23 protein-coding genes are annotated in these 24,978 nt (G+C 65.0%); 18 read left to right on the forward strand and 5 right to left on the reverse strand.

The genetic code is table 11. From position 1 onward, the window contains the following. The gene (locus RV045_RS01410; RefSeq protein ID WP_423233974.1) at positions 1-1,257 is read right to left on the reverse strand and encodes an efflux RND transporter periplasmic adaptor subunit; all 1,257 of its coding nucleotides are present in this window, start codon (positions 1,255-1,257) and stop codon (positions 1-3) included. A 215-nt stretch (positions 1,258-1,472) separates the two neighbouring features. On the opposite strand from RV045_RS01410, the gene adk reads away from it, so the two are divergent. Next, positions 1,473-2,147: an adenylate kinase gene (gene adk, locus RV045_RS01415; protein ID WP_423233975.1), complete on the forward strand. Its 675-nt coding sequence runs from the start codon at positions 1,473-1,475 to the stop codon at positions 2,145-2,147. A gap of 42 nt (positions 2,148-2,189) precedes the next feature. On the opposite strand, the gene RV045_RS01420 is transcribed toward adk, so the two are convergent. Both RV045_RS01420 and RV045_RS01425 read right to left on the reverse strand, forming a co-directional pair. Next, positions 2,190-3,104 (reverse strand): 23S rRNA (adenine(2030)-N(6))-methyltransferase RlmJ, encoded by a 915-nt coding sequence (locus tag RV045_RS01420; RefSeq protein WP_423233976.1) that lies wholly within the window; start codon positions 3,102-3,104, stop codon positions 2,190-2,192. A 13-nt stretch (positions 3,105-3,117) separates the two neighbouring features. Continuing rightward, on the reverse strand, positions 3,118-3,978 hold the full coding sequence (locus RV045_RS01425; protein ID WP_423233977.1) for a patatin-like phospholipase family protein: 861 nt from the start codon (positions 3,976-3,978) through the stop codon (positions 3,118-3,120). 90 nt (positions 3,979-4,068) lie between these two features. Between RV045_RS01425 and RV045_RS01430 the strand changes: the two genes are divergently transcribed. Next, positions 4,069-5,070 (forward strand): glucosamine kinase nucleotide-binding domain-containing protein, encoded by a 1,002-nt coding sequence (locus RV045_RS01430; RefSeq protein WP_423233978.1) that lies wholly within the window; start codon positions 4,069-4,071, stop codon positions 5,068-5,070. On the opposite strand, the gene RV045_RS01435 is transcribed toward RV045_RS01430, so the two are convergent. Then, on the reverse strand, positions 5,018-5,911 hold the full coding sequence (locus tag RV045_RS01435) for an EamA family transporter (protein ID WP_423233979.1): 894 nt from the start codon (positions 5,909-5,911) through the stop codon (positions 5,018-5,020). The genes RV045_RS01430 and RV045_RS01435 overlap by 53 nt on opposite strands. 260 nt (positions 5,912-6,171) lie before the next feature. Between RV045_RS01435 and RV045_RS01440 the strand changes: the two genes are divergently transcribed. The 14 genes from RV045_RS01440 (at position 6,172) to RV045_RS01505 (ending at position 20,151) form a co-directional block, all read left to right on the forward strand. Next, the gene (locus RV045_RS01440) at positions 6,172-7,941 is read left to right on the forward strand and encodes an acetolactate synthase 3 catalytic subunit (protein WP_423233980.1); all 1,770 of its coding nucleotides are present in this window, start codon (positions 6,172-6,174) and stop codon (positions 7,939-7,941) included. Positions 7,942-7,956: 15 nt separating this feature from the next. Continuing rightward, complete coding sequence (gene ilvN, locus RV045_RS01445) at positions 7,957-8,448, forward strand: acetolactate synthase small subunit (protein WP_423233981.1); 492 nt, start codon at positions 7,957-7,959, stop codon at positions 8,446-8,448. 70 nt (positions 8,449-8,518) lie between these two features. Then, on the forward strand, positions 8,519-9,535 hold the full coding sequence (gene ilvC, locus RV045_RS01450) for a ketol-acid reductoisomerase (RefSeq protein ID WP_423233982.1): 1,017 nt from the start codon (positions 8,519-8,521) through the stop codon (positions 9,533-9,535). Positions 9,536-9,638: 103 nt separating this feature from the next. Continuing rightward, positions 9,639-10,373, forward strand: coding sequence for a phosphatidylserine decarboxylase (locus tag RV045_RS01455; protein WP_423233983.1), 735 nt, complete (start codon positions 9,639-9,641; stop codon positions 10,371-10,373). Next, positions 10,370-11,200: a CDP-diacylglycerol--serine O-phosphatidyltransferase gene (gene pssA, locus RV045_RS01460; RefSeq protein ID WP_423233984.1), complete on the forward strand. Its 831-nt coding sequence runs from the start codon at positions 10,370-10,372 to the stop codon at positions 11,198-11,200. The genes RV045_RS01455 and pssA overlap by 4 nt, the downstream gene beginning before the upstream one ends. Before the next feature lie 135 nt (positions 11,201-11,335). Further along, positions 11,336-12,496 (forward strand): D-alanyl-D-alanine carboxypeptidase family protein, encoded by a 1,161-nt coding sequence (locus RV045_RS01465; protein ID WP_423233985.1) that lies wholly within the window; start codon positions 11,336-11,338, stop codon positions 12,494-12,496. A 236-nt stretch (positions 12,497-12,732) separates the two neighbouring features. Next, a complete protein-coding gene (locus tag RV045_RS01470) occupies positions 12,733-14,109 on the forward strand; it encodes a GntP family transporter (RefSeq protein WP_423233986.1) in 1,377 nt (458 codons plus the stop codon). Between the two features lie 17 nt (positions 14,110-14,126). Beyond that, positions 14,127-15,047 (forward strand): L-threonate dehydrogenase, encoded by a 921-nt coding sequence (gene ltnD / locus RV045_RS01475; RefSeq protein WP_423233987.1) that lies wholly within the window; start codon positions 14,127-14,129, stop codon positions 15,045-15,047. Then, a complete protein-coding gene (gene otnK, locus RV045_RS01480; RefSeq protein ID WP_423233988.1) occupies positions 15,044-16,336 on the forward strand; it encodes a 3-oxo-tetronate kinase in 1,293 nt (430 codons plus the stop codon). The genes ltnD and otnK overlap by 4 nt, the downstream gene beginning before the upstream one ends. 35 nt (positions 16,337-16,371) lie before the next feature. Further along, positions 16,372-17,079, forward strand: a complete 708-nt coding sequence (locus RV045_RS01485) for a class II aldolase/adducin family protein (protein ID WP_423234118.1) — start codon at positions 16,372-16,374, stop codon at positions 17,077-17,079. Positions 17,080-17,126: 47 nt separating this feature from the next. Continuing rightward, a complete protein-coding gene (gene otnI, locus RV045_RS01490; protein ID WP_423233989.1) occupies positions 17,127-17,939 on the forward strand; it encodes a 2-oxo-tetronate isomerase in 813 nt (270 codons plus the stop codon). Continuing rightward, entirely contained in the window at positions 17,936-19,024 is a 1,089-nt protein-coding gene (locus RV045_RS01495; RefSeq protein ID WP_423233990.1) for an alpha/beta fold hydrolase, read from the forward strand. Before otnI ends, RV045_RS01495 begins: the two co-directional genes overlap by 4 nt. 43 nt (positions 19,025-19,067) lie before the next feature. Beyond that, positions 19,068-19,796, forward strand: a complete 729-nt coding sequence (locus tag RV045_RS01500) for a FadR/GntR family transcriptional regulator (RefSeq protein ID WP_423233991.1) — start codon at positions 19,068-19,070, stop codon at positions 19,794-19,796. A 58-nt stretch (positions 19,797-19,854) separates the two neighbouring features. After that, positions 19,855-20,151, forward strand: coding sequence for a BolA family protein (locus RV045_RS01505; protein ID WP_423233992.1), 297 nt, complete (start codon positions 19,855-19,857; stop codon positions 20,149-20,151). A 32-nt stretch (positions 20,152-20,183) separates the two neighbouring features. Here RV045_RS01505 and mgtA read toward each other — a convergent pair whose 3' ends face one another. Beyond that, a complete protein-coding gene (mgtA, locus tag RV045_RS01510) occupies positions 20,184-22,898 on the reverse strand; it encodes a magnesium-translocating P-type ATPase (protein ID WP_423233993.1) in 2,715 nt (904 codons plus the stop codon). A 463-nt stretch (positions 22,899-23,361) separates the two neighbouring features. On the opposite strand from mgtA, the gene RV045_RS01515 reads away from it, so the two are divergent. Both RV045_RS01515 and efeO read left to right on the forward strand, forming a co-directional pair. Beyond that, positions 23,362-24,000: a LysE/ArgO family amino acid transporter gene (locus tag RV045_RS01515; protein ID WP_423233994.1), complete on the forward strand. Its 639-nt coding sequence runs from the start codon at positions 23,362-23,364 to the stop codon at positions 23,998-24,000. Positions 24,001-24,109: 109 nt separating this feature from the next. Beyond that, complete coding sequence (gene efeO / locus RV045_RS01520; RefSeq protein WP_423233995.1) at positions 24,110-24,973, forward strand: iron uptake system protein EfeO; 864 nt, start codon at positions 24,110-24,112, stop codon at positions 24,971-24,973. Positions 24,974-24,978 lie beyond the last annotated feature (5 nt).

The following is a 24,978-nucleotide window of genomic DNA, read 5'->3' on the forward strand; positions in this document are numbered from 1 at the left end:
TCAAAACATGCGCGGCGCGCGGTTGCTGCGGTTGTTGCTCGAGCCCTTGCCCGCTTCGCCCAGCACCACGGTGTCGCCTTCCTTCAGGCCGTCCAGCACCTGAGCGCTGACTTTGTTGTTCAGCCCGATGCGTACGCGCCGCTCCTGCGCCTGGCCTGCCGCGTCCAGCACGCGCACCATGGCCGATTTCTTCGCGCCCGCGCCGCGCATCTGTAGGGCGGCGGAAGGCACGGTCAGCACGTCCTTGACGCTGTTCACGACGATGGTCACCTGCGCCGTCATGCTGGCGCGCAGGCGGCCGTCGGGGTTGGGCACGTCCAGCAGGCCGTCGTAGTAGACCGCCTGGGTGCTGGTGGCGCTGGTCGCGGTGCTGCTGGACGTGGGCGTGTAGCCGTCGGGCGCCGGCTGAATGCTGCGCAGCGTGGTGGGGATGCGTTTTTCGCTGCCCAGCGTGGTGAACCAGGCGGTGGCGCCGGGCTGCACACGGCTCACATCAGCTTCGGAAATCTGCGCCTGGATGGTCATCGGGTCGGTCTGCGCCAGCGTCATCAACGTGGGCGCGCTCTGGTTGGCGTTCACCGTCTGGCCGACTTCCACCGGCAGGGTGACGATGGTGCCGTCCATGGGCGCGGTGATGCGGGTGTAGCCCAGGTTGGACTTCGCCACATCGACCTGGATTTGCTGCTGGCGAATCTGCGCCTCAAGCTGCGCGCGCGAGGTCTGCGCGTTCTTCCAGGCCAGGCGGGCGGTTTCGAGGTCGGCCTGCGAGGTCGCGTCCTGCTGGCGCAGCGTGCGGGCGCGCTCGTAAGCCAGGCGGGTCTGCTCAAGAAGGTTGGCGTTGCCGGCCAGCTGCGCTTTCAGGCTGTCCACATTGGCCTGCGCGGTGCGCAGGGCGTTGGTCTGGCTGGTGGCGTCGATCTCGGCCAGAAGCTGGCCTTTGCGCACGCGGTCGCCCAGGCGCACCGCCAGCGTCCTGATCTGGCCCGACACCTGCGCGCCCACACTGACCGCGCTGGAGGGCTGCAGCGTGCCGGTGGCCAGCACGGTGTCCTCGATGTCACCGCGCGTCACCTTCGCGGTGACGTAGGACGGCGCCACGGTCTGGCTGCCGCGCCAGGCCATCACGCCCCAGACTGCGGCGGCTACAAGCGCCAGCACCAGCACGAGGCGCAGCGGCCGCTGCAGCACACGCTGAAGCAGCGAAGGCCGGTGCGTCGGGTTCGATGAGGAAGAAGTAGAGGGCTGGGGTGTTGTCATATGAATATCCCTTGTGCGGCGCATTGTCCCGGCGCCACGCTGCCCGCGTGTTGCGCGGGGGTAAAGAAAGCTGTCCCGCGCCTGCGCCACCACCCGCAGAAGTGCGGGCGCTGTCAGCCTCGTGTGAATGTGCGCGTGCTATCCTCAGGAACAGATTCCGGCAGCAGGCCTTGGCCCGCCGGGCCCTCCCCAGACCCACGATAAGGTTGAGACGCATGAGAGTCATTCTTCTGGGCGCCCCCGGCGCAGGCAAAGGCACGCAGGCAGGCGCGATCACGGCCCGCTTCGGCATCCCCCAGATCTCGACCGGCGACATGCTGCGGGCGGCCGTCAAGGCTGGCTCCGAGCTGGGCGTTGCGGCCAAAAAAGTCATGGATGCGGGGGGCCTGGTGTCGGACGACATCATCATCGGCCTGGTGCGCGAGCGCATCACCCAGCCCGACTGCGCGGGGGGGTTCCTGTTTGACGGCTTTCCGCGCACGCTGGCGCAAGCCGACGCCATGCGTGACGCGGGTGTGCCGCTGGACGCGGTGCTGGAGATCGACGTGCCGTTCAGCGAAATCATCGAGCGCATGAGCGGTCGCCGCGTCCATCCGGCTTCGGGCCGCAGCTACCACGTGCGCTTCAACCCGCCCAAGGTCGAAGGGGTGGATGATGCCACTGGCGAGCCCCTGATCCAGCGCGACGACGACCGCGAAGAGACTGTGCGCAAGCGCCTGGAGGTCTACGACGCCCAGACCCGTCCGCTGATTGAGTACTACAGCACCTGGGCCAATAGCGGCCAACCCGGCGCGCCGCGCTACCTGCGCGTGGCCGGTGTGGGCGAGGTCGAGGCCATCACCCGCCAGGTGCTGGACGCGCTGGGTGAGGTGGAGACGGCGAAGGCCTGATTTTTTCGTGCAAGGACATCCCCGGCCTTGCCAACCGGCTCTTCAGCCCCCCACATCCAGCTCCCAGCTCCCCTGGCTGTCCTGCTGCATCACCTGCGACAGCACGGGCAGGGCTTCGCGCAGGGCGGGCTCGAGCGTGTAGGGCGGGTTGATGACGAAGACGCCGCTGGCCACAAGACCGCGCTCGCGGCGCTGGCCCACGGCCATGCGGGCGTGCAGCCAGGGGCGGCCCAGGCGCTGCAGGCGTTCGGGCAGCTGCTGGGCATCCAGGCGCTGCAGCACGGGGTGCCAGATCACGAAAACGCCCGTGGCGAAGCGGCGCAGGGCGTCGCGCAGGCTGCGGATCACGCGGTCGTAATCGGCCTTGTCCTCGTAGGAAGGGTCCATCACCACGAGCGCTCGCCGCTCGGGCGGGGGCAGCAGCGAGATCAGGCCTTCGAAGCCATCCCCGGCCTGCATGGCCTGGCGGTGCACGGGCAGGGGGGACGTGGTCGTCCATTCGGCCAGGGCCACGGCCTCGTTGCGGTGCAGCTCAAACAGGCGCAGGCGGTCGGCCGGGCGGCGGGCCAGCAGGCGGGCCAGCAGGGCGGGCGAGCCGGGGTAGAAGGTCAGATCGGCGCCGGGCTTCAGGCTGGGGTCGTCCTGGCGCAGGCGCTCCCAGACTTCGGCGTCGAAGGCTTTGAGCACGTCGGCGTAGTCGCGGATCAGGGCGGGCGCCTTGCGGGTGTTGTCGCCCTGGCCCAGCCAGTGCAGCAGGTGCAGAACGCCCTGGCGCGATTCACCGCCCTGGCGCGCCCAGTCGGAGCGCAGCGAATAGGCCCCTGCGCCCGCGTGCGTGTCCACCGCCAGCAGCGGGGCTTCCTTGCGCTGCAGGTAGTCGGCCACGTGCAGCAGCACGGCGTGCTTGAGCACATCGGCGGGGCTTCCCGCGTGAAAAGCGTGTCGGTAGCTGAACATATCGGGGAATCTTTCAGCGCCAGCCGGCCGCAGCCAGTTTGGCGCGCAGCGTGGGCAGGGCGGCCAGCGCGGCCTTGCGACCGGCTGCGATGGCCTGGGCACGCGCGCCGAAATCGACGCTGCTCAGGGTGTCGATGGCCGGGCGCAGGGTGACATCGGCCGCAGCCAGTTCCCAGCGGTTGATGCTTTTGGTCATGATGGACGTGGTCTGCAGCAGCAGGCTGAAGGGGTCGGTGCGCGTGTCCGGATTCGGCGGCGAACTGATATCTACGGCGATCACGAAAGTCGCGCCCATTTTCTGGGCGAACTGCACGGGCACGGGCGAGGTCAGGCCGCCGTCCACATACTCCTGGCCGGAGATGGTCACGGGCGAGAAAATCGCCGGAACCGCGCTCGACGCACGCACCGCCGTGGCCGTGTCCCCGCGCCGGAACAGGATGGGATCGCCGGTGCGCACATTGGTCGCGACAATGCCCAGCGGCACGCGCATGTCCTGAATCGTCAGCCCGCCGGTTTCCTTGCGCACGAAATCGCCCAGCGCATCACCGCGCAGCAGGCCGCGCAGCGGGAAGGACCAGTCGGTCAGGGCGGATTCGTCCATTTTCAGGGCGACCTGCTCCAGCTTGCGCGCGTCCATCCCCGAGGCGTAAAGCGCCGCCACCAGGCTGCCCGCCGACGTGCCGGCCACCAGATCGGGCTTGATGCCGTTTTCCTGCAGCACCTGCAGCACGCCGATGTGGGCAAAGCCGCGCGCGGCGCCACCGCCCAGCGCCAGACCGATGACAGGGCGGGCGCTGGCGGTGACCAGGGCGGCGCGGCGCAGCCAGCGGGTCAGGGGGGAAGAATCAGGGGAGATCGCGGTCAGGACGGTCATGCCAAGGGTGCCGGGCAAAGCGGGCATCTTAGCACCGGGGGGCATAATCGCTGACCCGGTTTTGTGAGCCGGTTTTGTGAGGCCTGAACCATGACGTTTCCCCCTTTGACGACTCTTGCGGTTGCCCGGCGCGTTCCGCTTCGGCCCGCCCATGTGCTCGGTGGCCGTGGCGCGGACCCAGCGCCCGTGCGCTGGTGGGTGGGCGTGGATGGCGGCGGATCAGGCACGCGGGTGCGCGTGCACCGCAGCGATGCGCCTGGGGTTTCGGGCGAAGGCCAGGCGGGTCCGTCGGCACTGGGGCAGGGCGTGGATCAGGCCTGGCGCCACATCCGCGACGCGGCGCAGCAGGCGTTTGCTCAGATCGGGCTTGAGCTGGACGACAGCGTCTGGGCAGCCAGTGCGCTGGCCGCCGGGCTGTCGGGCGCCAATGTGCCCGGGCAGGCCGAGCAGTGGCTGGCTGCGCGCCCGCCACTGGCGCTCACCGTGCTGGACAGCGATGCCGTCACCGCCGTGCTGGGAGCGCTGGGCGGCAGGCCGGGCGGCGTGGTGGCGGTGGGCACGGGCAGCGTCGGCGTGGCGCTGGACGCACAGGGCCGCCAGCACCACAGCGGCGGCTGGGGCTGGCGGGTGGGCGACGAAGGCAGTGGCGCCTGGCTGGGCATGCGCGCCATCCAGCACACCCACCAGGCCAGCGATGGCCGCGCGACGGCGGGCGCACTGGCCGAGGCTGTCTGGGCGGTGACCGGGCGCAGCGTGGCCGAGCAGCTGGCCTGGGACGCCCGCGCCGGGCAGACGGCCTATGCGTCTCTGGCGCCCGCTGTGTTCGACACGGCTGCACAGGATCCGGCGGCCGCCCGCCTGATCGCCCGCGCCGCCGACCACATCCGCCACCTGGCGCTGGCGCTGGACGCCACCCAGAGCTGTGATCTGGTCCTGACCGGCAGTGTGGGACAGCGCCTGCGCCCCGAGCTGGAACGCCAGGGCCCCGACCTGGCCGCGCGTTTTGTGCCGCGTCTGGGCGATGGCTGCGCGGGCGCCCTCATCCTGCTGGAGTCTGCTCTCGCGCCGGACGGCGGCGCGGCAGCATATTGATCACCAGCCCGGCCATCACCACGCCAGCGCCCGCGATCTGCAGCGGGCGCAGCGCTTCGTCCAGCACCACCCAGCCCGCACTCAGGCCAATCACTGGCACCAGCAGCGTCAGCGGCGCCACGCTGGCGGTGGGCAGCTCGCCCAGCAGGCGGCCCCACAGGCTGTAGCCGATCAGGGTCGCGGCCAGCGCGAGGTAAATCACCACGCCCACGCTGCCCAGCGACAGATGCGTCAGGCTGTGCGCGATCGCGGTCGGCCCTTCCAGCAGCAGCGACAGCAGCACGAAGGGCCCGATGGGCACCAGTGCGCCCCAGACGACCAGTCCCAGCACGGGCACAGGCCCGATCTTTTTGGTGACGATGTTGCCGGTGCCCCACATGGCCGCAGCGCCCAGCGTCAGCAGCAGGCCGATCAGCGGCACGGGGTGACCGCCCTGCAGGCTGCCTTCACTGATCAGCAGAAGTCCCACGACAGCCACCGCCAGCCCGGCCAGCTGCAGTGGGCGGATGCGCTCGCCCAGCCACAGCACCGACAGCCCCAGTGTGAAAAAGGCCTGCGACTGCAGCACCAGCGAGGCCAGCCCCGACGGCATGCCCAGCGCCAGCGCCGAGAACAGCAGCGCGAACTGCCCGAAGCTGATCGTCAGGCCATAGGCCAGCAGCCAGCGCCAGGCCACGGGCGGGCGGGGCACGAAAAGCACCGCCGGAAACGCCACCAGCACGAAGCGCAGCGCTGCCAGCAGCAGCGGCGGCACGCCCTGCAGCCCGAGCTTGACCACCACAAAGTTCAGCCCCCACAGGACAACAACGATCAGGGCAAGGAGCAGCTGGCGCGGGGTCATGGCAGTGTTGGGGCAGTGGGGCAAAGCGAAAAACGCCTATTGTGATGGCATAATGCGCGCTGCACTGCACACATCGGGTGTGTGGTCACTGCAGCAGCTTTCGACGGCGTACCCGCCCCGGATGACTGTGTCAGCAGGTCCTGCGTCTGCCTGAACAAGGCCCCGCAGCGACGAAGCCCAGCCCCGCGCTGCGTGACGTCGCGCATGGGCTGGCCGGGTGAGCAGGCCCCTGCGCTTCGCTATCGCAAAGGCCCAAGATCATGTCCACACCGGCAGCTTCGTCCGCCAATTCCGTCAAAAGCCGTCCAGCCGACCGCCCCATGATGGGCGCCGAGATTCTGGTCGAATCGCTCAAGGCCGAAGGCGTCAAGTTCATGTGGGGCTACCCCGGTGGGGCAGTCCTCTATATTTACGACGCGCTGTATGCGCAGACCCAGATCGAGCACGTGCTGGTGCGCCACGAACAGGCCGCTGTCCACGCAGCCGATGGCTATGCCCGCGCCACCGGCGAGGTCGGCGTGGCCCTGGTCACCTCGGGCCCCGGCGCCACCAATGCCGTCACAGGCCTGGCCACGGCCTACATGGATTCCATCCCCATGGTGGTTATTTCTGGCCAGGTGGCTACCGCCGCGATTGGCCTGGATGCTTTCCAGGAGTGCGATACCGTGGGCATCACCCGCCCGGTGGTCAAGCACAACTTCCTGGTTCGGGATGTCACCCAGCTGGCGATGACAATCAAAAAAGCCTTCCACCTGGCGCGCAGCGGCCGTCCCGGTCCTGTGGTGGTGGATATCCCGAAGGATGTGTCCAAAGCGCTGGCGACGTTTGATTACAGCGAGCCTGTGGTCATGCGCTCCTACAACCCGGTCATCAAAGGCCACGGCGGCCAGATCCGCAAGGCGCTGCAGCTGCTGCTGACCGCCAAGCGGCCTTATATCTACACCGGCGGCGGCATTATCCTGGGCGAAGCGGCTGCCGAACTGCGCGAGCTGATCGACCTGATGGGCGCCCCCTGCACCAGCACGCTGATGGGCCTGGGCGCCATTCCGGCCAGCGACCCGCGCTTTCTCGGCATGCTGGGCATGCACGGCACCTACGAGGCCAATATGGCCATGCAGAACTGCGACGTGCTGCTGGCTCTGGGGGCGCGTTTTGACGACCGTGTGATCGGCAATACCGAGCATTTCGCGTCGGTGGAGCGCAAGATCATCCATGTGGATATTGATCCGTCCAGCATCGCCAAGCGCGTCAAGGTGGATATTCCGATTGTCGGACACGTGCGCGAAGTGATCCGCGAGCTGGTCAGCCAGTTGCGCGCCTCGCCCGTCAAACCCGACCCGACGGCGATGGCTCCTTGGTGGACGCAAGTCAACCAGTGGCGCAAAAAAGAATGCATGAATTTCAGCATGGGCGATGGCGATGTCATCAAGCCGCAGTATGTCGTGCAGAAACTGTGCGAGCTGACGCAGGATCGTGAAACGTATATCACCTCCGACGTGGGCCAGCACCAGATGTGGGCTGCGCAGTATTACCGCTTCGAAGAGCCGCGCCGCTGGATCAATTCCGGCGGTCTGGGCACCATGGGCGTGGGCCTGCCTTATGCCATGGGCATCAAGCTGGCCAAACCCGAGGCCGAAGTGTGCTGCATCACGGGCGAAGGCAGTATCCAGATGTGCATCCAGGAGCTGTCCACCTGCCTGCAGTACAACACGCCGGTGAAGATCGTCGCGCTCAACAACCGCTATCTGGGCATGGTGCGCCAGTGGCAGGAAATTGAATACGACAAGCGCTATTCGCACAGCTATATGGATGCGCTGCCGGATTTCGTCAAACTGGCCGAAGCCTATGGTCACGTGGGCCTGCGCATTGAAAAGGCCTCCGAGGTCGAGCCCGCCCTGAAAGAAATGCTGCGCCTGAAAGACCGCACGGTGTTTCTGGACGTGCGCACCGACCGGACCGAAAACGTCTGGCCCATGGTGCAGGCGGGCAAGGGCATCACCGAGATGCTGCTCGGGTCGGAAGAAATCTAAGCCAAGGACAGCTCCATGAAACACGTCATCTCCCTGTTACTGGAAAACGAAGCCGGTGCGCTGTCGCGTGTGGTCGGCCTGTTTTCGGCCCGTGGCTACAATATTGAAAGCCTCTCGGTGTCGACCACCGAAGACGCTTCGCTGTCGCGCATGACGGTGGTCACCACCGGCTCGGACGACACCATCGAGCAGATCACCAAGCACCTCAACCGCCTCGTTGAAGTGGTGAAGGTGATTGATCTCACCGAAGCGGCTTATATCGAGCGCGAACTGATGATGATCAAGGTGCGCGCGGTCGGCAAGGAGCGCGAGGAAATGAAGCGCATGGCCGAAATCTTCCGGGGCCATATCATCGATGTCACCGAATCCACCTATACCATTGAAGTCACTGGCAATTCCCCCAAGGTCGAAGCCTTCATTGGCGCGATTGATCCGTCCTTCATCCTGGAAACCGTGCGCACCGGGGTGAGCGGCATTGGCCGTGGTGAGCGCATCCTGCGCGTCTGATTGTTGCGCCCTGTTATTTCTGGAAACTGATTCTTTTTTCTGCCCCTTTTTTACTGCAAGGACAAATAGCATGAAAGTGTTTTACGACAAAGACGCCGATCTGGGCCTGATCAAAAGCAAGAACGTGGTCATCGTGGGTTATGGCTCGCAGGGCCACGCCCATGCGCAGAACCTGAACGACAGCGGTGTGAACGTCACGGTGGGCGTGCGCAAGGACGGCGCTTCCTGGGGCAAGGCTGAGAAAGCCGGCCTGAAAGTGGCCGAAATCGCCGACGCAGTCAAGACCGCCGACGTGGTCATGATGCTGCTGCCTGACGAGGACATCGCCCAGGTTTACCGCGACCACATCCACGCCAACATCAAGAAGGGCGCCTCGCTGGCTTTCGCCCACGGCTTCAACATCCACTACAACCAGGTCGTGCCGCGTGATGATCTGGACATCTGGATGGTTGCGCCCAAGGCCCCCGGCCACACCGTGCGCAACACCTACACCCAGGGCGGCGGCGTGCCCCACCTGATCGCCGTCCACGCCGACAAGTCGGGCAAGGCGCGTGACCTGGCGCTGTCCTACGCCGTGGCCAACGGTGGCGGCAAGGCCGGCATCATCGAGACCAACTTCCGCGAAGAAACCGAAACCGACCTGTTCGGCGAGCAGGCCGTGCTGTGCGGCGGCGCCGTCGAGCTGGTCAAAATGGGCTTCGAGACCCTGGTCGAAGCCGGTTACGCGCCCGAAATGGCCTACTTCGAGTGCCTGCACGAGCTGAAGCTGATCGTCGACCTGATCTACGAGGGCGGCATCGGCAACATGAACTACTCGATCAGCAACAACGCCGAGTTCGGCGAGTACGTCACCGGCCCCGAAGTGGTCAACGACAGCTCGCGCGCCGCTATGCGCGCCGCCCTGAAGCGCATCCAGAACGGCGATTACGCCAAGATGTTCATCCAGGAAGGTCGCCTGAACTACCCCGCGATGACCGCCCGCCGCCGCCTGATGGCCGAGCACCCCATCGAGCAGGTCGGCGAAAAGCTGCGCGATATGATGCCGTGGATCAAGGCCAACAAGCTGGTCGACAAGACCAGAAACTGAGCCTCCTGACCCCATTCAGGCCAGCAACCCACCGGTCATACGGTGGGTTTTTTGTTATCCTTGCCCGTTGACCTTTCAGCATGGCGTCAGGCACGCCCACACCATGAACTATCCCCATCCGTTCCTCGCCAAAGAAGGCTGGCCCTTCATTGCTATTGCCTTTTTCATCGCGATTTTTGCCTCGATTTTCTTCCCCGGCTGGTTCGCGCTGCTGTTCTGGCTGCTGCTGGCGTTTGTGGTGCAGTTTTTCCGCGACCCGCCGCGTCCGGTGCCGCTGCTGCCCGGCGCCGTGCTGGCCCCGGCCGACGGCCGCATCGTCAAGGTCGAAACCACGCGCGACCCCTATGCCGACCGCGATGCGCTGCTGATCAGCGTCTTCATGAACGTGTTCAACGTGCACAGCAACCGCATCAGCGTGGATGGCACGGTGCGCAGCGTGCAGTATTTTCCGGGCCAGTTCCTGAACGCCGATCTGGACAAGGCCTCCACCCACAACGAGCGCAATGCCGTGGTCATCGACGGAGCAGGGGAGCTGTCCGGCCAGACCATCACCCTGGTCCAGGTGGCCGGCCTCGTGGCGCGGCGCATCCTGTGCTACGTGCGCGCCGGGGCGACGGTCGAGCGCGGCGAACGCTACGGCTTCATCCGCTTTGGCTCGCGCGTCGATGTCTACCTGCCGCTGCACGCCGTGCCACAGGTGGTGCCGGGCCAGAAAGTCAGCGCGACCAGCACGGTGCTCGCGCTCGTACTGCCGCAGGACACGACGGCTGAAACCGCCGCTGCAGCGCCAGGCGCTGACGCAGCGTCCACAGATCCCGCCGAATCCGCAGGCACATGACCGGGCAGACCAATCCGGACCAGGACGGGGCTGCGGCCCAGCCGCCTGTGCGCGCCCGGCGCAAGGGCGTTTACATCCTGCCCAACCTGTTCACGCTGGCGGCGCTGTTTGGCGGCTTTTACGCCATCATCATGTCCATGCACGGCCTTTACGACAAGGCCGTCACGGGCATCATCTGCGCCATGGTGCTGGATGCGCTGGACGGCCGCGTCGCACGGCTGACGCACACGCAGAGCGCCTTTGGCGAGCAGATGGACAGCCTGTCCGACATGGTCAGCTTTGGTGTCGCACCGGCCGTGATGATCTACACCTGGGGCCTGAGCGGCATGGGCCGTCTGGGCTGGCTGGTGGCTTTCATGTACTGCGCCTGCGCGGCTCTGCGTCTGGCGCGCTTCAACGTCAACACCGGCGTGGTCGACAAACGCTATTTTCAGGGGTTACCCAGCCCGGCGGCGGCGGCGCTGATCGCCGGTTTCGTCTGGATCCTGCAGGATTACGGCATCCGTGTGCAGCGCACCGACACCGTGCTGCCCGTCGTGACGATGGTGCTGACGCTGTACGCGGGCCTGACCATGGTCACCAACGTGCCTTTTTACAGCTTCAAAGACCTGAGCGCACGACGCTCCGTGCCCGTGGTGGTGCTGGTGCTGGTGGCTTTCCTGCTGGCGCTGATCATCTACGAGCCGCCCAGCGTGCTGTTTATTTTCTTCATGGCCTACGCGGTTTCGGGCTATGTTCTGTTTGGTTACCGGCTGTACCGGGGCGAGCGCGTGTCGCTGGTCTCGACGTCCACCAACGAGCCTGAAGAGCGCGATCTCCATCACTGAGATCGTCCGGGGTGCGTGTTTTTGCAGCGGAGTGCCTGGTGTTAACACCCAAAGGCACCCCATGGCTGTGATTTTGCCTTAGCATAGTGGGCTAGGTGCTTGTAATTGGCGGTTTTCTGGATTTATGAGGTGGGTATGAAGCAATCGGTCTGGATGCGGGGTGTGGTCTCGCTGGCGGTGGGCTGGACAATGGCGCTGTCCTGCAGCGCGGTGATGGCTCAAGGCAGCGGCATCCGGGTGATTGTGGGCGGTGCAGGGCAGGGCGGTTCTGTGCTTGATGACCCGATCGCCGATTTCGCCCGCCCCGGCGGCCGCCCGGCGGCCCTCGCCCAGGCCGCCCGTCAGAGCGTGCGCCAGCCTGCGCAGCAGGCACAGCCGGTAAATTTCGAGCCGGTGGTTGATTCCGAAGATGATCTGGGCGATCTGATCCAGCAGCGTTTGGGCAGTGCGCCCATCCGCGTAACCACCCAGCCCAGCAGCAATTACCAGGCGCTGTTTGGCGGCGGCACCGGTATTTACGACGGCATGAGCGCCGAATCGGTGCTGGTGCAGGACGCTGTGACCGGCGAAGTGCTGTACAGCAAGAACGACCGTGAGCGCCTGCCCATTGCCTCGATCACCAAGCTGATGACCGCGCTGGTGGTGCTGGAAGCCCAGCAGAATATGGACGATGAGATCACGATCACCGACGAAGACGTCGATTACCACAAGCACAGCAGTTCACGCCTTGTGGTCGGCACCACGCTGACGCGCCGCGACATGCTGCATCTGGCGCTGATGTCCTCCGAAAACCGCGCTGCACACGCCTTGGCGCGCTATTACCCGGGCGGTCTGGCTGCCGCTGTCGATGCCATGAACCGCAAGGCGCGCCAGCTCGGTATGCGTGACACGCACTACATCGAGCCAACTGGCCTGTTCGCCGACAACCAGTCCACTGCGCAGGATCTGGCGCTGCTGGTGCGTGAGGCGTCGCGCCAGCCTGTGATCCGCCTGTTCTCGACTTCGGCCAGCGGCGAATTCTGGGTCAACAACCGCCTGCAGACTTTCCGCAGCACCAACCGCCTGGTGAGAGATCCGCTGTGGGCTGTTGGGATACAGAAAACCGGCTATATCGCTGAAGCTGGCCGCTGCATGGTGACGATGTCGTCCGTAGGTGGTCGTGCTGTGGTGCTCGTCCTGCTGGGCGCCCGCAGCAGCAGTTCGCGCTTCGCTGACGCCGAGCGCGTGCGCATGATGGTGTCTGCACCGACCGCACCGGGTGCAGCGACGGCGAATGCGGGCTACATCGGCTACTGACTCGGCTGCCGCTGCAGCACAACGGGAACAGCCTTCGACGTGAAGGCTGTTTTTTTGCGTTTGTAATTTTACATAATATACATTGTCGCTTATTTTAACGTTACAGATGCATCGTCGAAGCAGGCCTGTGCGGACACGGGTCCGTTGGTGAGACGCCCACGCATGCACCGGGCTTTCCCTGGTGGTGACAAATAGTCGAATTGGTATGATGACCTGACAAATTAAGGAGTCATGCCATGTCTGTATCTGCTCTTCTGACAATTGCCCTCGCAGGCATTGCTTTGCTTCTTTTCCTGATCATCCGCTGGAAAGTGCAAGCCTTCGTTGCCATGATGCTGGTCAGCCTGCTCGTTGCGCTGGCAGCTGGCATGCCGGTCGGTGACATCGTCAGCACGATGATTGCCGGCATGGGCGGCACTCTGGGTAGCGTGGCAATACTTGTAGCACTTGGTGCCATGCTGGGCCGCATGATCGAGGTGTCTGGCGGTGCATCGCATCTGGCCGGCCGATTCACACAGATTCTGGGGCCGACACGAGTTCCAGCGGCACTAACTGCTGCAGCGCTGGTTCTTGCTGTCCCAGTTTTCTTTGATGTGGGTTTCATCATCCTGATACCCATCATTTACGGCTTTTGCAAGGCCGCCAAAGTCGATCCAATCCGGTTTGGTCTGCCTGTAGCCGGTATTATGCTGGCTGTCCACGTGGTTGTGCCGCCACACCCGGGTATCGTCGGTGGCGCGGCTGTAGTTCAGGCAGATGTGGGCTGGATCACTATTCTGGGGCTGCTGCTGTGCATTCCATTGGCTTTCCTGTCGCAGGCTGTTGCAGCCCGAATCAACCGTCGCCGCTTTGCGATGCTGCCGGCAACGGCTGAACAATTTGCCCGTTTCGGCGAAGCTGCAGAAGATACACCAGCAACTCCTCAGCACAATACGCTGCAGTCACCCAGTGCAGGAGTGATTCTGACCCTGGTCATTGTGCCTTTGCTACTGATTATGCTCGGTACCGTGGGCGCCACACTGCTGCCCAAGGAAAGCGCTCTTCGAGGGATATTGACTCTGATTGGTGCTCCTGTATTTGCACTGATGGTGGCTATCGGTCTGGCGTTTGCTCTCGTGGCTCGTCAGCAGCGCTGGTCCCTGGACCGAACCAACGAGGTCATGGAGTCGGCCTTGCCTCCTGCCGCAACTGTCATTCTGGTGACTGGTGCCGGCGGTGTTTTTGCCAAAATTCTCACGGCCACAGGTATCGGGGCCGCCCTTTCGGGCGCTATCACAGAAATACACATGCCGCTGATTCTGGCTGGATTCATCCTCTCGGTCGCATTACGGATCGCGCAAGGGTCTGCGACGGTGGCTATCCTGACTACCTGTGGCCTGTTGGCCGACGCCATCATGGCGGGAGGTTATTCTGCTGTGCAGGTGGCTTTACTGGTCATTGCAATCGGCTTTGGCGGCCTGGGTTTCTCGCATGTCAATGATTCCGGTTTCTGGATTGTGACCCGATACCTGGGTTTGAGTGTTGCCGATGGACTGCGCAGCTGGACTGTACTGACCACAGTACTGGGGATCGCCGGGTTTGTGATGACTGCCGTGCTGTGGGCCCTGATCTGATCATTGAAAGGATGCATATGAACTCCCCTTCTCTCCCGTCCAAAGTGGGCGTCATTGGTCTGGGTGCCATGGGCGCTGGTATAGCCAGAACGCTGCGCCAGCGTGGGCATGAAGTGCATGTTTGCGATATTCGGCCCGAGGCTGCAGAAGCATTTGCGCGTGAAGGCGGTGTGGCCTGCGCATCGCCACTGGAAGTAGCCAGCCAGTGCCAGATCGTTATCTCGGTCGTGATCAATGCTGCCCAGACCGAAGCTGTGCTGTTTGGGGACCAAGGCGCTGCTGCTGGCATGGCCGAAGGCAGCACCTTCATCATGTGTTCGACAGTCGCTCCCGGCTGGTCAGAATCGATGGAGACACGGCTGCTGGAACTGGGAATCCATTACATTGACGCCCCTATATCGGGCGGCGCTGCCAAAGCTGCATCGGGTCAGATGACGATGATGACTTCCGCCCGGCCCGAGGCCTATGCTGCCGCCGGACGCGTTCTGGACGACATGGCAGGCAAGGTCTATCGGCTGGGTAACCGGGCTGGCGTCGGTAGCAAGGTCAAGATCATCAACCAGCTCTTGGCGGGTGTGCACATTGCCGCCGCCGCAGAGGCCATGGCTCTTGGCTTGCGTGAGGGGGTTGATGCTGCCTCCCTCTATGAAGTCATTACCCACAGCGCAGGCAACAGCTGGATGTTCGAAAACCGCATGGCCCACGTGCTGGCGGCCGATTACACGCCACTGTCGGCCGTGGATATTTTCGTCAAGGATCTGGGTCTGGTGCTTGACACCGCACGCGCAAGCAAATTTCCGTTGCCGCTGTCTGCCACGGCGCACCAGATGTTCATGCAGGCCTCCAGCGCTGGTTTTGGCCGCGAAGATGACAGCGCGGTGATTAAAATCTTTCCCGGTATCGATCTTCCCGGCACTCCGCCTCAGGAGCACTCATGATCCCCATCCACCTCGGCTGCATCGCCGACGACTTCACCGGCGCCACAGACCTCGCCAACAATCTCGTCCGCGCGGGCATGCGCGTGCTGCAGACTCAAGGCGTGCCGACCGCGCAGGCACTGGCGCAGATGGACTTGCAGGTCGATGCCATCGTCGTCGCGCTGAAATCGCGCACCATCCCAGCCGATCAGGCCGTGGCCCAGTCGCTGCAGGCGCTGCGCTGGCTGCAGGAGCGCGGCGCAAAGCAGTTCTATTTCAAATACTGCTCGACCTTTGACAGCACGCCGGCCGGCAACATCGGCCCGGTCGCGGATGCGCTGATGCAGGCGCTGGGCACGGATTTCACCGTGGCCACACCCGCTTTCCCCGACAACCACCGCACGGTGTTCAAGGGCTATCTGTACGTGGGCGACGTGCTGCTGAGCGAAAGCGGCATGCGCAATCACCCGCTCACGCCCATGACAGACCCCAACCTGGTGCGCGTGCTCCAGGCGCAGACGCACAGCAAGGTGGGCCTGGTCGATTACCGCAGCGTCAGCCAGGGCGCCGATGCGGTGCGGGCGCGCATCGGCGAACTGCGCCAGGCGGGCGTGCGCATGGCGGTGGTCGATGCGCTGTCCAATGAAGATCTGGTGCGCATGGGTCCGGCGCTGGCCGACCTGCCGCTGCTCACCGGCGGATCGGGCCTGGCGATCGGCCTGCCCGCCAATTTCGGCATCCAGCCTTCCAGCCAGGCGGCGGCATTACCTCCGGCCCAGGGGCGACGCGCCATCGTGTCGGGCAGCTGCTCGGAGGCGACCAACCGCCAGGTGGCCGAATTCATCGCCGCTGGCGGCCAGGCGCTGGCGCTGGACCCGCTGCGCATGGCTGAAGGCGAAGGCGTGGTGGCCCAGGCGCTGGCCTGGGCGCAGCAGCATCTGGACCGCCAACCGCAGCAGCCCGTGCTGATTTATTCCACCGCGCCGCCCGACGCCGTCAAGGCCATCCAGGCCAGGCTGGGCGTCGAGGCGGCCGGGCACCTGGTCGAGAACACGCTGGCGCAGATCGCCTGCGGTCTGGTCGCGGGCGGCGTGCAGCAGCTGATTGTTGCTGGGGGCGAAACGTCCGGCGCCTGCGTGCTGGCGCTGGATCTGGCGCACCTGCGCATCGGCGGGCAGATCGATCCTGGCGTGCCCTGGTGCCATAGCGTGTCGGCCCAGGCGCCGCACGGCCTGCACATTGCCCTGAAATCGGGCAACTTCGGAACCCCCGATTTCTTCGGCAAAGCCTGGCAGGCCCTGGCGACATGAGCGCCCTGCCCCCTGCCCCCACCGCCCCTGCTGTGATCAGCGAAGATCAGGCCCGCGCGGACATCTGCGCTGTCGGCCGCAGCCTGTTTGAGCGCGGGTACGTCCACGCCACGGCGGGCAACATCAGCGTGCGACTGCCCGACGGCGGCTTTCTGATGACGCCGACCGACGCCTGCCTGGGCCGCCTCGTTCCCGATCGTCTGGCGCGCATCGCGCCCGATGGCCAGCAGGTGTCGGGCGACCGCGCCAGCAAGACGCTGGTGCTGCACCGGCGCATTTACGCGGCCACGGCCGACACCGCGCGCCCGGCGGGCTGCGTCATCCACACGCACAGCACGCATCTGGTGGCGGCATCGCTGGCGCAGTCTGGAGCGCTGGCCGAGCAGCCCGAGGGCGCTGCGGCGCCCGATCTTCTGCCGCCGATCACGCCCTATTTCGTCATGAAAGTCGGCCATGTGCCGCACATCGCCTACCGCCGCCCCGGCGCGCCGCAGGCCGCGGATGCGGTCGAAGCGGCCATCGCTGCGCATCACGCTGCGGAGCACCCGATCGCTGCCGTGATGCTGGCGCGGCTGGGGCCCAATGTGTGGCACAGCCACCTTTTTGAAGCCATGGCCCTGCTCGAAGAGCTGGAAGAAACCGCCCGCCTGTGGCTGCTGGGCCAGTCGCTGGCCACGCCCCCTGATCCTTTAGACCCCGACCAGATCGCCGAGCTGCGCCAGCAGTTTGGCGCGCACTGGTAACCCCCAAAACCCCAAAATCCCCCGAAGATTCCCCTGCAAGGACCGCCATGCCCCGCTTTGCCGCCAACCTGTCCATGCTCTACAACGAGGTGGATTTCCTGCAGCGTTTTGCCGCCGCCGCCAGCGATGGCTTTACGGCAGTCGAATATCTTTTCCCCTACGAGCACGCGCCCGAGGTTCTGGCGGCCGAGCTGTCCGTCCACAAACTGCAGCAGGTGCTGTTCAACGCCCCGCCGGGCGACTGGGCGGCGGGAGAGCGCGGCATCGCCTGCCTGCCGGGGCGCCAGGCCGAGTTCCGCGACGGCATTGCCCGGGCGCTGGACTACGCCGCTGCCCTGCACTGCCCGCGCGTTCATGTCATGGCGGGCCTGATCCCGCTGGACCAAAGCGCGCAAGAGGTGCGCCAGACCTACATCGCCAACCTGCGCTTTGCGGGCGAAGCGGCGGCACGCCAGGGCGTCAATATCCTGATCGAGCCGATTAATGGGCGCGACATGCCGGGGTTTTTCCTGTCCCGCCAGGATCAGGCGCATGTGCTGGTGGCCGAAATCGGTCTGGACAACGTCCAGGTGCAGATGGATCTGTACCACGCGCAGATCGTCGAAGGCGATCTGTCCATGAAGCTGCGCCAGTACCTGCCCACCGGCCGCGTCGGCCACCTGCAGATCGCCGGTGTGCCGCAGCGCCACGAGCCCGATCTGGGCGAAGTCAACTTCAGCCACCTCTTCAATGTGATCGACGAGCTGGGTTTTGACGGCTGGATCGGCTGCGAATACCGCCCTGCGCGGGGTACCGCACCGCACGCCACGCGCGACGGCCTGGGCTGGCTGCAGCCGTGGGTGACTGGAAATGCCACATGAAGCTTTTGAATTACACCAAGATGATGGTGCTGGGAGTTGGCATCCTGGTGGTATTGCCTGCCCAGGCTCAGGTCCCGGAGGCAGCAGTTGAACCAGCGATGGCCAAGTTGGAGGCAGATGGCCCCAAGCTGGAGCAGATTCAGATGCAGCAACACACTTGGGTGGCGCGCAACTTCCGGTTTCACACCGATGAGCTATTACCCGAGCTTAAGCTGTTTTATACAACGATTGGAAACCCAGAGGGAATTCCGGTACTGATTCTTCATGGAACCAATGGCTCAGGTCAGGCGCTTGCCAAAGGGCCTTTCGGTAAGAGTCTGTTTGGGCCGGGGGATCCTCTTGACGCCCGATACTACTACAGTATTTTGCCTGATGGCTTGGGTACAGGCGGCTCAAGCAAGCCCTCAGACGGGCTGGCTGACCACTTTCCTGCCTACAACTATAGCGACATGGTAGAGGCTCAGTATCGTCTTCTGACGCAAGGTCTGAAACTGAATCACGTCCGCCTTGTGATGGGCTTTTCTATGGGAGGAATGCATACCTGGATGTGGGCAAGCCAGCACCCGGATTTCATGGACGCCATTGTGCCAATGGCAGCATTGCCTATGCCAATGTCGGGTCGAAACTGGATGTTGCGTCGTATGCTTGTGGAGGCCATCCGAAAAAATCCGGATAATCTCGGTTGGGCTTCGGCTTTTTACGCTTTAGCCAGCAATGGGGGAAACCAGGGATTACAGTACTTGGCACCAAACACGGCAACGGCTGATGCTCTTGTGAGTCAAAGACTCAAAACACCGGTGAAAGCAGATGCCAACGACACGCTGTACCAGTGGAATGCCAGCCGTGACTTCAATCCTGATCTGAGCACAATTCGTGCACAGATTCTGGTCATTAACTCAGCCGACGATGAGCGTAATCCACCTGAGTTGAAGGCTGTTGAAGCAGCCCGCCGTAGACTGCCCCAGCTTCGGAGCCTTCTGATTCCTGCCAGTAGTGAAACCAAGGGGCATAGTACAGTGGGTGATTCACGCTGGTGGCGGAGTGATCTGGCGGAATTTATTAAAGATTTACCTGCATCACGCTGATGGTTCAGAGAAAGCATGAGTTCTTTAACAGGTTAAAAATACCATGTCTCTTGACCTCCCCACCCCGCCGCTGGCCATCCGCCTGGCCGAGCAGGTGGCTGATCTGCTGGAAGCGGAGATCCGCTGCGGGCGCCTGAGCGCGGGTGAAAAGCTGCCCACCGAGCGCCTGCTGGCCGCGCAGATGGGCGTGAGCCGCACGGTGCTGCGCGAGGCGGTGTCGCGGCTGAAATCAGCGGGGCTGCTGGAATCGCGTCAGGGCAGCGGCGTTTATGTGCTGCAGCCGGGCTTTGTGCCGTTGCAGTTTGACCGCGCGGGCAGCAGCTCGCTGCAGGCGGTGCTGCAGATCATCGAGCTGCGCCGGGGCATCGAGGCCGAGGTGGCCGCCTTGGCCGCCCAGCGCCGCACGGATGCTGATGTGGACGACATCCGCGCCGCCATGGCGGCCATCGTTGCGGCGGTGGACCAGGGCGGCGACGGCGTGCGCGAGGACGTGCAGTTCCACCGCCGCATCGCACAGGCGGCAGCCAACCCCTACATGGTGCATACGCTGGATTACCTGGCGCAGTTCCTGCACGAGGCCACGCGCTGCACCCGCGCCAACGAGGCGCGCGACAGCCGCCTGATGCAGGACGTGATCGACGAGCACGAAGCCATCATCGCCGCCATCGCCGCCGGTGACGCCGCCGCCGCCCGTCAGGCCGCCGCGCAGCACATGCGCAATGCCGCCGGGCGCATCGGCCAGACGGGCACGCCGGGTCTCAGCCCGGGATGACAGGGTGGCGGCCGCGAGTCACGCTATGCTGGCGGCCCGACCCTTCCGGAACCGCCGCATGACAGCCTCCCCGACTTCTCTCCCGACCGATTTCCCCACCGCCGCGCAGATCGACGCCATCCTGCGCCAGGCGCTGCAGCCCACGCGGCTGACCGTGCTGGACGACAGCGCCGCGCACGCGGGCCATGCCGGAGCCAACGGCACGGGCGCGGGCACGCACTTTCGCGTGCAGATCGCCGCGCCCGGGCTGGATGCCCTGCCGCGCGTCGCCCGCCACCGCCGCATCTATGCCGCGCTGGAAGCGGCCGGCTGCAGCGGCTGGCACGCGCTGGCCATCGAGGTGCTGCCCGGCTGATCGCGCGATCGCTGCGCTGCGGCCTGGCCCGCTCACTGCCAGCCGTAGCGCCGCACGTAAAAGCCCTTCATGGCCTGCGTCAGGGCAACGTAGGCCAGCAGGATCAGCGGCAGGAGGGCGAAGTACAGCGGCGGCAGCGCCTGCAGCTTGAAGTAGTGCGCCAGCGGCCCCATCGGCAGGAAGATGCCGATGGCCATGATCAGCGCCGTCATCGCCATCAGCGGGGCCGAGGCGCGGCTTTGCAGGAAGGGGATTTTGGGCGTGCGGATCATGTGAACCACCAGCGTCTGCGTCAGCAGCCCGACGACAAACCAGCCCGACTGGAACAGCGTCTGGTGCGCGGGCGTGTTCGCGCCAAAGACAAACCACATCAGCGCGAAGGTGGTGATGTCGAACACCGAGCTGATCGGCCCGAAAAACACCATGAAGCGCCCCACTTCGCCCGGCTGCCAGTGCTGGGGGCGGCGCAGCAGCTCGTCGTCCACGTTGTCGAAAGGCACGGCGATCTGCGAGACGTCGTACAGCAGGTTCTGCACCAGCAGGTGCATGGGCAGCATGGGCAGGAAGGGGATGAAGGCCGAGGCCACCAGCACCGAAAAGACGTTGCCGAAATTGGAGCTGGCCGTCATCTTGATGTACTTGAGCATGTTGGCGAAGGTGCGCCGCCCTTCCAGCACGCCCTCTTCCAGCACCATCAGGCTTTTTTCCAGCAGGATGATGTCGGCGGCTTCCTTGGCGATGTCCACCGCCGTGTCCACCGAGATGCCGATGTCGGCCGCGCGCAGCGCCGGGGCGTCGTTGATGCCGTCGCCCATGAAGCCCACGACGTGGCCGCCCGCCTTGAGCCGCCGCACGATGCGCTCCTTGTGCGCCGGGCTCAGGCGCGCAAAGACGTTGTGCGTCTCGACCGCCGCCGCCAGTTCGGCGTCGTCCATGCGCTCGATGTCGTCGCCCAGCAGCAGGCCCTGCTGCTCGAGACCCACTTCGCGGCAGATTTTGGCCGTGACGCGGCCGTTGTCGCCCGTCAGCACCTTGACCGCCACGCCGTGCTGCGCCAGCGCCTTGAGCGCCGCAGCAGTCGATTCCTTGGGCGGGTCAAGGAAGGCGACGTAGCCCGTCAGGGTCAGGCCGCACTCGTCGGCGACGCCGTAGGTGTCCTGCGTGGGCGGGACTTCCTTCATGGCCACCGCGACCACGCGCAGGCCTTCTTCGTTGAGATCGTCGGTGACCTGGCGGATGCGCGCGAGCAGCTGCGGCGTCAGTGCCTCGGTCTGGTCGCCGTGGCGCACCTGCGTGCACACGGCCAGGATCTCGTCCACCGCGCCCTTGCAGATCAGCTCGTGGTGGTCGTCGCGCTCGCTCACCACCACCGACATGCGCCGCCGGTTGAAATCGAAGGGAATCTCGTCCACCTTGCGGTAGTTGCGCGCGGGCTGCAGCTCGCGGTGGACTTCGGCGTGCTCGAGCACAGCCACATCCAGCAGGTTTTTCAGGCCGGTCTGGTAGTAGCTGTTGAGGTAGGCCATGTCCAGCACCTCGTCGGCTTCTTCGCCCCAGACATCGACGTGGCGCGCCAGAAAAATCCGGTCCTGCGTCAGCGTGCCGGTCTTGTCGGTGCACAGCACGTCCATGGCGCCGAAGTTCTGGATGGCGTCCAGGCGCTTGACGATGACCTTGCGCCGCGACAGGATCACCGCGCCCTTGGCCAGCGTCGAGGTGACGATCATGGGCAGCATCTCGGGCGTCAGGCCCACGGCGATGGACAGCGCGAACAGCAGCGCCTCCATCCAGTCTCCCTTGGTGTAGCCGTTGATGAAAAGCACCAGCGGCGCCATCACCGCCATGAAGCGGATCAGCAGCCAGCTGACCGTGTTCACGCCCGACTGGAAGGCCGTGGGCGCGCGGTCGGTGGCCGTGACGCGGGCCGCCAGAGCGCCAAAATACGTCGCATTGCCCGTGGCCAGCACCACCGCCGTCGCCGCGCCGGAGACCACGTTGGTGCCCATGAAAAGGAGGTTGTCCAGCGCCACCGGATTGACCACGCTGGCGTCGCGCTGGGTGGCAAACTTTTCGACCGGCATCGATTCGCCCGTCATCGCGGCCTGCGCCACAAACAGGTCCTTGGCGCCCAGCACGCGGCAGTCGGCCGGGATCATGTCGCCCGCCGACAGGTGGATCACGTCGCCCGGCACCAGCTGCACGATAGGCACTTCAGCCGCCCGCACCTGGCCCGGACGCAGCACGCTGGCGGTGTTGCTGACCAGGGCCTTGAGCGCATCGGCGGCTTTGCTGGCGCGCGCTTCCTGCCAGAAGCGCAGCAGCGTGGACAGCACGACCATGGTGCCGATCACCGTGGTGGCCTTCATGTCGTCGGTCAGGAAAGAGACCAGCGCCAGCAGCGTCAGCAGCAGGTTGAAGGGGTTGCGGTACGACAGCCACAGGTGCTGGCGCCAGGACAGCGGCTTCTCATGCTCGATCTCGTTGGGGCCGGTGCGCTCGCGCACCTGGTCGGCCTGCGCCTGGCTCAGGCCATCGCTGTGGCTGTCCAGCCTGAACAGCAGCGCGGCCGGATCGCTGTGGGCGGCTTCGACCAGGCTGTGGCTGAGTGTCTGCGGCAGTTCGCGGCCGATGCCGCCAGCGTCCGTCTGCGGCAGGCTGTCCAGCAGCGCCAGGCGCCGGAAATGCCGCCCGATGCGGCGCGTGCGCAGAAAGCCTGCGAAGAACTCTTTCAGGAGCGTGAAATTCATGGCGTGACTCCGGCCAGCGGAACCCGGCGCGCCTGAACGGGACAGAAGTCCTGAAAAAAGGGGTTTATGGCGTGCAGCAGAACGCTGCACACCGCCTGGCCACCTCCCGCTCCCGGCGGGATCGCGGCGGCCAGCAACAGCGGCGCCTTATCCGGCCTGGAGCATGCCGGTCACCGGGACCGGCCGACAACTCTCACTCGAACAAGGGCCCACAGGGGAACTCCGCTATTGATGAAGCGGCGGATTCTAGCCCCGCCAAAGGCTGAATTCCGTCCGGCTCAGGTCTTCTGGCCTGGCAAAATCAGCCCGAATCCATTAAAAAACCAGCGAGCGCAGCGGCAGCCGGACAATTTATTTTTAAGCAAACACAAATAAATTCAACTTGATTTGATCGTTGACCCGCTCCCGGCACACTGCTGTCATGGCGGTCCCAGCGCCGCCCTGTTTTTACCGGAGAGGCGCTATGTCTTTGTTTTTGGATGTATCGGCGACGGCTTTCCTGTCCGGCCTGGCGATGAGCCTGTCGCTGCTGATGGCCATTGGCCCGCAAAACGTGCACCTGATCCGCATGGGTCTGCAGCGCCAGCATGTGTGGCTGACGGTCGCGGTCTGTACGGCCTCCGACGTGGCGCTGATTGGCCTGGGTGTCTGGGGCCTGGCGGGTCTGGGCGGGCTGTCCGACAAGGTGCAGGGTGCGCTGGTGGGCGCGGGGGTGATTTTCCTGGCCACCTACGGCTGGGGCGCTGCGCAGCGCGCCTGGCGCGGAGCCAGTGATACGGCAGGGCTGCTGCAGGGCGCGCAGCCGCTGAGCGTGGGCCGGGCGGTGCTGAGCGCGCTGGCTTTTTCCTGGCTGAATCCGCACGCCTGGCTGGATACGGCGGTGCTGATCGGCAGCGCATCGCTGGCCTGGGGCCGTCATGGCGGTGAGTTCGGCCTGGGCGCCATGGCCGGATCCACGCTGTGGTTTCTGGGCCTGGCGCTGCTGATGCTGGCCCTGGGCCGGCGTCTGGGCCAACCGGGTCTGTGGCGTGCGCTGGACGGCATGGTCGCGATCATGATGTGGGGCACTGCCGCTGCGCTGGCGCTCAGCCTCGCGCGCTGAAGCGGACGCGGGCTGTGGCCAAAATATCTTCCAGATGATGGCTTTCAAATAGGAACGATTGTCGTTGCGATCTACAATGGGGTTTTCCAGCCTCCTGCCGAGTCGCCCGATGATCCGAATTTCCCGCCCCGCCCTGCTGACGGCCCTGCTGGCCCTGTCCGTGACCGCCTGCAGCCAGCAGGCCACCGAAGCGCCGCAGGCTGCAGCCCCGGCAGCCGAAGCCCCTGCCGCAGCGCCGGCCACCGCCGTGGACCTCAGCGCCGAAACCGCCGCCTACAAGACTTGGGTCGAAGCGCAGATGGACGATCTGCTCAAGGCCACGCAGGCCTTCACCGCCGCGCTCAAGGCCGGCAAGCTGGCCGAAGCCAAAAAGCACTACGCCCCGGCGCGCCTCTTTTACGAGCGCTCCGAGCCCATCGCCGAGAGCTTTGGCGACCTGGACCCGCGCATCGACAACCGCGAGGCCGATCTGCAGAAGGACGAGGTCTGGAGTGGCTTTCACGCCATCGAGAAAATCCTCTGGACGAAAAACACCACGAAAGGCACCGAAGCACTGGCCGACAAGCTGCTCAACGACATCAAGGAGTTGCGTGCCAAACTCCCCACCGCCGAGGTCACGCCCGAGCTGATGGTCCAGGGTGCGGTCGACCTGCTCAACGAGGTCTCGACCAGCAAGATCACGGGCGAGGAAGAAATCTTCTCGCACACCGACCTGTTCGATTTCAAGGCCAACATCGAGGGCGCCGAGAAGATTTTCGAGATATTCACCCCCGCGCTGCAAAAGAAGCAGCCTCAGCTCGTGACCAGCCTGACCGAGCGCTTCAAGGCCGTCAACACGCTGCTGGACAAGCACCGTGACGGTGGGGGCTACCAGCTCTACACCGCGCTGTCCAAGGACGAAATCAAAGCGCTGGCCGAGGCCGTGAACAAGCTGGGCGAGCCGCTGGCCCAGATGGGCGTGATCCTTCAGTAAACAGG

The sequence above is a fragment of the Amphibiibacter pelophylacis genome, from assembly GCF_037688875.1.
GTDB lineage: Bacteria > Pseudomonadota > Gammaproteobacteria > Burkholderiales > Burkholderiaceae_C > Amphibiibacter > Amphibiibacter pelophylacis.